The organism is Cohnella sp., from assembly GCF_041641335.1.
In the GTDB taxonomy this organism is placed as follows: domain Bacteria; phylum Bacillota; class Bacilli; order Paenibacillales; family Paenibacillaceae; genus Cohnella.
On the sequence record NZ_JBEPYQ010000164.1, the window covers coordinates 1 to 7,353 of the forward strand.

At 59.4% G+C, this 7,353-nt stretch carries 7 protein-coding genes; 4 read left to right on the top strand and 3 right to left on the bottom strand.

Translation table 11 applies throughout. From position 1 onward, the window contains the following. Nucleotides 1-85: 85 nt before the first annotated feature. A complete protein-coding gene (locus ACESLM_RS30030; protein WP_372638325.1) occupies nucleotides 86-838 on the bottom strand; it encodes an exodeoxyribonuclease III in 753 nt (250 codons plus the stop codon). A gap of 178 nt (nucleotides 839-1,016) precedes the next feature. On the opposite strand from ACESLM_RS30030, the gene murI reads away from it, so the two are divergent. Beyond that, nucleotides 1,017-1,793: a glutamate racemase gene (gene murI / locus ACESLM_RS30035; protein WP_372638327.1), complete on the top strand. Its 777-nt coding sequence runs from the start codon at nucleotides 1,017-1,019 to the stop codon at nucleotides 1,791-1,793. A gap of 66 nt (nucleotides 1,794-1,859) precedes the next feature. Here murI and ACESLM_RS30040 read toward each other — a convergent pair whose 3' ends face one another. Then, the gene (locus ACESLM_RS30040; RefSeq protein ID WP_372638329.1) at nucleotides 1,860-3,929 is read right to left on the bottom strand and encodes an EAL domain-containing protein; all 2,070 of its coding nucleotides are present in this window, start codon (nucleotides 3,927-3,929) and stop codon (nucleotides 1,860-1,862) included. A 39-nt stretch (nucleotides 3,930-3,968) separates the two neighbouring features. Then, on the bottom strand, nucleotides 3,969-4,256 hold the full coding sequence (locus ACESLM_RS30045; protein ID WP_094044801.1) for an STAS domain-containing protein: 288 nt from the start codon (nucleotides 4,254-4,256) through the stop codon (nucleotides 3,969-3,971). A gap of 204 nt (nucleotides 4,257-4,460) precedes the next feature. Here ACESLM_RS30045 and ACESLM_RS30050 point away from each other — a divergent pair, with 204 nt between their 5' ends. From ACESLM_RS30050 to ACESLM_RS30060, 3 genes are all read left to right on the top strand, one after another. Beyond that, nucleotides 4,461-5,354: an AraC family transcriptional regulator gene (locus ACESLM_RS30050; protein ID WP_372638331.1), complete on the top strand. Its 894-nt coding sequence runs from the start codon at nucleotides 4,461-4,463 to the stop codon at nucleotides 5,352-5,354. 35 nt (nucleotides 5,355-5,389) lie between these two features. After that, the gene (locus tag ACESLM_RS30055) at nucleotides 5,390-6,937 is read left to right on the top strand and encodes a response regulator transcription factor (RefSeq protein ID WP_372638333.1); all 1,548 of its coding nucleotides are present in this window, start codon (nucleotides 5,390-5,392) and stop codon (nucleotides 6,935-6,937) included. A 7-nt stretch (nucleotides 6,938-6,944) separates the two neighbouring features. After that, nucleotides 6,945-7,353: hypothetical protein (locus ACESLM_RS30060; RefSeq protein ID WP_372638335.1), on the top strand; the 409-nt coding region annotated here is incomplete at its 3' end.

Here is a 7,353-nt window from a genome sequence, read left to right on the forward strand (position 1 = left end):
GATAATAGGGTAATTCCATCTCGGGGTGGAGCAGATCGCCCCAATCGTTGTTAAATAGAACGGCCATGCCAAGCTTGTCTCCTCTCTAGAAAATGTCCAGCGCGATCGGACAATGGTCGCTGCCCAGAATATCACAATGGATGGAGGCATCCTTGATCGAAGGAGCCAACCGGGCCGAGGCGATAAAATAGTCGATTCTCCAGCCGACGTTCCGCTCCCGGACGCCCGGCATGTTCGACCACCAGGAGTAGACGTCGGTCCGCTCGGGATGCAGATGCCGGAACGTGTCGACGAAGCCGGCGTTCAGCAAACGGGTCATCTTCTCCCGCTCTTCGTCGGTGAAGCCGGAATTGCCGCGGTTCGATTTGGCGTTCTTGATGTCGATCTCCTGGTGGGCGACGTTCAAGTCGCCGCAGGCGATGACCGGCTTGCGCTTGTCCAGCTCGGACAAATAGTCGCGGAACCGATCCTCCCAATCGAGCCGATAATCCAGGCGCGACAAGTCCCGCTTGGCGTTCGGCGTATAGACGGTCACGAGGAAGAACTCCTCGAACTCGAGCGTAATGATCCGCCCCTCCGGCTCCGAATCCTCTTCGATGCCGTAGCGCACGGACAGCGGCTTGATCCTCGTCAGGACAGCCGTGCCGGAATAGCCTTTCTTCTCCGCGTAGTTCCAATACTGCTCGTACTCTTCTCCGATGGCGAGAGACAGCTGGCCTTCCGACAGCTTCGTCTCCTGCAGGCAGACGATGTCGGCGTCGACTTCCCGGAAGTAGTCGAGAAACCCTTTATTCACGCAAGCCCGCAATCCGTTAACGTTCCAAGATACCAATTTCATGTGCGCCTGCCCCTTTTCCGAATCCTTTTTTACCAGTGTATCATAGATTGGCTTTGGGACCGACTTCCGGATTGTTTTTTGTTCCGAAACTGGCTATCCTTAAAGAGGATTCGCTCGGACGAAAGCGGCGGATAAGAACCTTTCCAACCTACTAAATAATCAGGATAAGAGATGACATATGACTATCGGATTTTTCGATTCGGGAATTGGCGGATTGACGGTGCTGGCGGAGTCGTTGAGACGGCTTCCCGCGCAAGATTACGTCTATATGGCGGATACGCTTCACGTGCCTTACGGGCCAAAATCGCAAGAGGAAGTCAGGGACTACGTGCTGGCTGCGATAGAGACGATGATGGGAGAGGGGATCGAGGCGCTCGTCATCGCGTGCAACACGGCGACGAGCATCGCGGTGAACGAGCTGCGCGAGCGTTACGACATTCCGATCGTCGGCATGGAACCGGCGGTCAAGCCGGCGGTGGAGATGAATCGCGCAACCGGCAAGAGGGTGCTTGTCTTCGCGACCCAGCTGACGCTCGGCATGCCGAAGTATTATGCGCTCGTCTCGCGGGTGGACGAAGAGGGGATCGTCGATTCTCTGCCCCTTCCGGAGCTTGTCCGCTACTGCGAAGACTTGCAATTCGACAGGGCCATTCTGGGAGACTACTTCCGCGGGAAGCTGGCGGATTACGATCTCGACCGCTACGGCATCGTCGTTCTGGGCTGCACTCATTATCCGTACTATCGCAACATTCTTCGCGAATTGCTGCCTCCGCACATCGAGATCGTGGACGGCAACGCCGGGACGATCCGCCGGCTGGCCTCGCTGCTGAGCCGTTACGGGGTTGTAGGGGGACGAGGAAGCGGGCAAGTCAAGTTCATGTGCACCGATAACGACCCGGCCTACATCGACAAGATGCAGACCGCGCTGCAATGGCTTCGCGATAATCATCTATAGAAGGACAGCAAGCAGGCCGCCCGGACTCTCGGCAAGAGTCGGGCGGCCTGCTTGCTGTCCTGACCCTTAGGGCTGAGCTTCTGTCAAATAGCGGGATTCCAACCGATCCGAAGGCATCGGCGGATCGATCATAAAGCCTTGCACGATATCGCAATTCATCGTTCGCAGCGTCTCCAGCTGTTCGGCGGTCTCCACTCCTTCCGCGATGACGCGAAGGTCCATGCCGTGGGCCATGTCGATGATCGCCTTCGTGATGACGGCGCTTTTGGCGTCGCTGGTAAGCTCTCTGACGAAGCTCTTGTCGATCTTCAGAATGTCGATGGGAAACTGCTTCATATATCCGAGCGCCGAATAGCCCTTGCCGAAGTCGTCGATGGCGATCCGGAACCCGATCGATTTGAACTTCCTCAGCACGGGGAGCACGGCTTCGATGTTGTTCATGCTGCTGCTCTCGGTAATCTCGATAACGATCTGCTCCGGGGCGCAAGGCGTGCGGCGCACGATATCCTGGACGGACGAGACGAGATCGGGCGCCTGGAACTGTCTCGCCGACAGGTTGACGGCGACCAGCGGGACCGATTTCCCGTCCGCCCTCCATTGACACACTTGCTTGCAGACCTCCGCGAGCACCCATTTGCCGATCTCCATAATGCTGCCGGTCTCTTCCGCGATCGGAATGAACTCGCCCGGAGGAACTTGGCCAAGCGTCGGATGGTTCCAGCGGAGCAGAGCTTCCATGCCTTCCATTCGTCCCGTGATCGCGTTGACCTGGGGCTGGTAGTGCACGTTCAGCTGATGTTTATCGATAGCCCATCGCAGCTCGTTTTCCAGAGTGAGCTTGCGGTGGAAGGTGTCCCGGATGCCCGAGTTGAACAATTGGAAGCCGGTCTTCCGGATTTTGGCCTCGTACATGGCGAGATCGGCCTGCTTCACCAAATTTTCGAAATCCGTCCCATGCTCGGGGGACAGGCATATTCCGATGCTGGCATTGATGTAGAGTTCATTGTCGTCTACGACGAAAGGGTGCTTCATGGCGGAGATCAGACGCTTCGCGTAGGCAATGGCATCGTCGCGAGAGGGTCGATTCCGCTGGACGAGAATGAATTCGTCCCCTCCGAGCCGGGAGACGATGTCCTCTTCCGATGCGGTCGAGCTCAACCGTCCCGCCACCTGCTGCAGCAGCCTGTCGCCCACGTTGTGGCCGAGCGAATCGTTGACCGTCTTGAAGCGGTCGAGATCGATGAAGAAGACGGCCATTTTGCCGGTTTCTCCAGCCGCTTCCCGGACCAGCTCGTACAGCAGCGTACGATTGGGAAGGCCGGTCAGCTTGTCGAAGTGGGCCAAATATTTCAGATGTTCCTCGGATTGCTTGCGTTCCGTGATGTCCGTGAACATGCCGATGTAGTTCGTGATCAGGCCTTGTTCGTCCTTAAGCGTCGTAATGGAGAGCCATTCGGGATACACCTCCCCGTTCTTGCGGCGGTTCCAGATTTCTCCCTGCCAATGGCCGGCCGAATGGATTCTCTCCCACATGCGGATGTAGAAATACGGATTCTGGATGCCCGAATGCAGCAGGCGCGGCGTGTGCCCGACCGCTTCCGCCTCCGTGTAGCCGGTCACGGCCGTGAAAGCCTGGTTAACGGATAAAATCCGTAGCTGCTTGTCCGTAATCATGATGCCTTCGCTGGCATTGCTGAATACTTGCGCGTGCAGGCGGAGCTTGGAGAGCGTATCCTTGCGGGTCGTCATGTCCGAGAACAGGCCTACGTAATTGATCAGAGCGCCTTGGTCGTCTTTTACGGAGCTGATGGAGAGCCATTCGGGATACACTTCGCCGTTTTTGCGGCGGTTCCAGATCTCTCCCTGCCACTTGCCGTCCTTATGGATGCACGCCCACATGTCCACGTAGAAATCGGCGTCCTGCACGTTCGATTTCAGCAGGCGCGGCGTGCGGCCGGCCACTTCCTCTTCGGCGTATCCGGTAATGGCGGTGAAGGCGGGGTTCACGCTGACGATTCGGGAGAAGCAATCGGTGACCATGATGGCTTCCTGCGAATCGCGAAAAATTCTGGCGTAAGGAAGCGCCAGATGGTCGGGTATCGAATGAAGGTTACGGGTATAGGAGTGTCGATTCATGATAGAGCCCCTCTCTGCTGTTCTCCCCCGCGCAGCCGATCAGATCAGAATCCCGGTCAGACGAAAACGTTCCCGCAGCGAAGCCGGAACGTCATGGAAGGAGACGCTCGAGTTGTTGTCGTTTGCGATCTTTTTGACGGCCAGCAGCAGTCCGAGTCCCGAGCTGTCCATTTCCGTTACTTCACCGAGGTGAAAGGCGATGTCTACGAAGCTCGTCTGAATAAGCGGGAACAGCTGCTGGCGAATCGAGGTCGCTTCCTTGACGCCGATCGCTCCGGTCAGAATGACGGTAATCCGTTCTTCCCGGGCGGTAATCTCAAAGCACATTCGCACACCTCCAAATAAGCGGAAACGGTCATACCTACCTATACCGTAAATTCCATTATCTTTCTGTGACAATTGTCACAACGTGTCGAATCGCTGGCCGCTGTACGGCGAAAATCATGCTCTCTCCCAGCGCGATCGAATTGACGAATTCGAGAAGTTAATGGATGATATTCTTATTTATTGCGAAAAAAAGGAGGTTTCCCCGTGGAGGAGCTGCTGAAGCCGGACGGCTTCGAGAGCGAGCTGCTGTTCGTGCTTCCCGATTATCTGCAGAAGGAGTTGGCGGAGGCGCAATTGACACGGCAGCTGTTCATCAGCGATATCGGTTACTTCCCGCGTGCGCGCTATCATTATCGGGAAAGAGCCGAAGGCAGCGACGCGCATATCGTCCTGCTCTGCGCCGACGGGGAAGGCGAGATCGTACTGACCGGCAGCGGTGTCAGAACGAAGCTGACCGCTCGCCATCTGTACGTGATCCCGGCCGATACGCCGCATCGTTACGGTGCTTCGGAGCGGGATCCATGGAGCATATACTGGTTTCATGTGAAAGGAGAGCACGCCGCCGCGCTGATCGCTCAGTACGAGTTGGACCGGGGGCCGCTGCCGCTGCCGATCGGGGTGTACGCCGAATTCGTCGAGACGTTTCGGCAGTGCTACGACATGCTGGCGGAGCGTGCGTACGCGACCGGCGCGCACGTCCACGTGAGCCAGGCGATCCGCCATCTGCTCAGCGGGATCGGCATCGCCACGGAGTCCGCGGCGCGGGAGCGAAGAAGGGACGGCGGCTTGGAGAAGGCGCTTCGCTATATGGCCGACCGCACCGCGGAGTCGATCGCGCTGTCCGAGCTTGCCAAGCACGCGGGCGTATCCAAGCAGCATCTGATCTATCTGTTCAAGCAGGAGACGGGTTTTCCGCCGATCGAGTACTTCCTGCGGATGAAGATGCAGCGCGCCGCGCGGCTGCTCGACCTGACCGACCTGGGCATTAAGCAGATCGCGGCTTCCGTCGGCCTGTCGGACCCTTATTACTTTTCGCGGCTGTTCAAGCAGATGATGGGGTTGTCCCCCACGAAGTATAGACAGATCCCGAAGGGTTAAGCAGTTCAAGAAATCCAAAGAAGGGGGATAAGCGAATGAATCCGGTAAAAGTGATGCTGGTGGACGACGAGGTGCTGGCGATCGAGCATATGCGCGGGTTGATCTCCTGGCAGAGCCTCGGCTACGAGATCGCCTGCACGGCCACAAGGCCGGCGGAGGCGCTGCGGCTTGCCAGAGAGCACCGTCCGGAGCTGGTGATCGCGGACATCGTCATGCCCGGCATGGACGGCCTGGCGCTGAGCAAGGCGCTGCTGGAGGAAGGGACGGCGCTGAAAATCGTGCTGCTCACCTCCTACAAGGAATTCGAGTACGCCAAGGAAGCGCTCAAGCTGGGCGTGGCAAACTACTGGGTCAAGCACGAGATGGACGCCGAGACGGTCAAGCGCGAGCTGGGCGGCTTGAGGGAGGAGATCGAAGGCGAGCGCCGGGCGCGCAAGCACGATCGGGGCCGGCTGCTCGTCGACTGGCTGGGCGGACGGACGCTGACAGACGAGCAGTGGCGGACGGCGACGGTCGGGGGCGGCGAGAGGTACGATCGGCTCCAACTGCTGGTGCTGCAGCCGGATCGGCCTTTCCCGGTGCTGCCCGCAGCGACCCGGACAGCGGACGAGCTGCCTGCGGAATGGCCGGTGGACGAAGAGGAAGGGCTGCTGGCGGCGGTCCGGTTTCTGGGCGGACATTATGTGCTGGTGTATGGCGATAACGCGGTTCGCGGCGAAGGGAAGATGCGGGAGGAACTGGAGCGGAAAACGGCGGAGGCTGTGCGGACGCTGGAGAAGCTGGCCAGATCGACCGTATCGGCGGCTCTGGCGTACGGATTGGCGAGCCGGACGGACGTGCCGCGCAGACTGGGCGAAGCGATGAAGCTGCTGGAGCTGGCGATCTTCCTTGGGCCGCGCTGCCTGCTGCGGCTCAACGATGTGCGGCGCGAGGAGGATACGGCCGCATCCCCGTGGGCGCGGGAAGACGATGCGGCGGCCGTTCGGGGACTGCTCGCGGAGCGCAAAATCAAGGAGGCGGCCGAAGCGCTGGCGGCTGCGTTCGAGCGGGCGGCGGAGGCGCGGGACGTTGACGGCTTCGCCGATCTGTGCCGGCAGACGGTCGCCGCGCTGAACCGGAGCCGCGCCCAGGCCGGTCTGCCGTCGCTCTCGGAAGCGCGGGAGGAGGAGCAGGCGGAGTGGACTTCGCTTGAAGGCATTCTCGCCTGGTTCCAAGCGGAGCTGGATCGGTTGCCGGCAGCGGATGCGGACAGGCCCGCCGCGTCGCGCAAGGTGCGCCAGGCGCTCGATTATCTGGAGATGAACTACGCCGACCCGGACGTCGACGCCGACGCGGTCGCGCGGGAGATCGGAATCAGCCGCGACCATCTCCGCCACGTGTTCAAGGAGGAGACGGGCAAGACGGTGCTCGACCGGCTGACCGACATTCGCATGGAGCGGGCCAAGCGGCTGCTCGACGAAGGCGCGCTGAAGGTGTACGAGATCGCCGAGCGCGTCGGCTACCGCAACGGGCAATATTTCAGCCAGGTGTTCCGCAAGACGATGGGCATGACCCCGCTCGATTACATGGAGAAGCGCAGGTGAATCGGGGATGCGCATGAAGATCCGCACCAAGATTATCGCCAGCACGGTGCTCGTCGTCTCGCTCTCGCTGATCGTGAGCGGTTTTTTCATCTACGATTACGCCAAGGGCATCATTCGCGAGCAGTCGATCAAGGACAGCCGGACGAAGCTGGCGCAAATCTCGTTCCAGCTCAAGAAAATCCAGGAGCAGGTCGTCAAGACGGCCGAATACATCGTTTCCGACGAGGAGATGACCGAGCTGATCTATGCGCCGCCGAGCGCGAGCGTGGAGGAGAATTATTTTCGTAAACAGGCGGTCCAGGAGAAGCTCGGCCGGTTCGTGGCGCTCAGCAACTTCATTCTGAATGTCGTCATCGCCCCGCCGAACGGGGAAACCTATTCGAACTACGCCGGCTATGAGGACTATTTCGCGGACT

What these genes read in the sequence shown, in the direction of transcription:
- ACESLM_RS30055 (WP_372638333.1), top strand. Translation starts at nt 5,390, where the DNA reads ATGAATCCGGTAAAAGTGATGCTGGTGGACGACGAGGTGCTGGCGATC.
- ACESLM_RS30040 (WP_372638329.1), bottom strand. Translation starts at nt 3,929, where the DNA reads ATGAATCGACACTCCTATACCCGTAACCTTCATTCGATACCCGACCAT.
- ACESLM_RS30045 (WP_094044801.1), bottom strand. Translation starts at nt 4,256, where the DNA reads ATGTGCTTTGAGATTACCGCCCGGGAAGAACGGATTACCGTCATTCTG.
- murI (WP_372638327.1), top strand. Translation starts at nt 1,017, where the DNA reads ATGACTATCGGATTTTTCGATTCGGGAATTGGCGGATTGACGGTGCTG.
- ACESLM_RS30030 (WP_372638325.1), bottom strand. Translation starts at nt 838, where the DNA reads ATGAAATTGGTATCTTGGAACGTTAACGGATTGCGGGCTTGCGTGAAT.